This window comes from Vibrio sp. 1288 (assembly GCF_033344475.1).
On the sequence record NZ_JAWPOX010000543.1, the window covers coordinates 1 to 690 of the forward strand.

A 690-nucleotide genomic window follows, 5' to 3' on the forward strand; every position below is an offset into this window, starting at 1 on the left:
CTTAAGGAGATTTTTCAAACTTTGAATCCCAACAGACAAGGAATTAACACTAATAGGTGAGTCTAGTAAGACTAGAGTGTTATCAAAGTTTGAGGCATTAATTTCAAAGTAGTCGCTTACTCACACATTTAACAAGAAAACTATCAAATTAGATGCGTTTTTCTTCTTCTAAACGGGATTTTAGATAGTCGAGGAACAATTGGGTGCGTGTGTGTTGATAATCCAGTTTTGGGTAATACGCATACACCGTAGCCTCGTCGGCTGTAACATCCGGCAAAATAGGCACTAGCGCCCCGGATTTTAAATCGTCTTTGATCATTACGTTGTTGGTCATCAAGATACCCATTCCGCGTTTTGCACCATGAAACAGAGCTTCAGGATTGGTCGTTGCGAAGTTGCCTGACAAGCTCACTCTTTTCCCTCGGTTGGTTTTGATCTCTCTTGCAGGTTTTTCTCCCCAAATCAAAATATTGTGTCTTGTCAGCTCTTCAACATTTTGTGGCGTGCCGTATTTTTCTAAGTAACTCGGCGCTGCATAAAACTGAGCTTTGTGTTCGAACAGCGGGGTGGCTTTAAAGCTTAATGAATTGAGCTGTTCTAAATGACGACTGATGAAGAGATCCAAACTCAGTTCCGGCAGTTGACCGGGTAGCGTCGTGGTGAGTTGCAGAGTGATATCGGGGTATTTTT

General features: G+C 42.2%; 1 protein-coding gene. It reads right to left on the reverse strand.

The features are described from left to right. Positions 1–148: 148 nt before the first annotated feature. On the reverse strand, positions 149–690 hold a 542-nt coding region (locus R8O11_RS27925), incomplete at its 5' end, for a LysR substrate-binding domain-containing protein (RefSeq protein ID WP_318194960.1).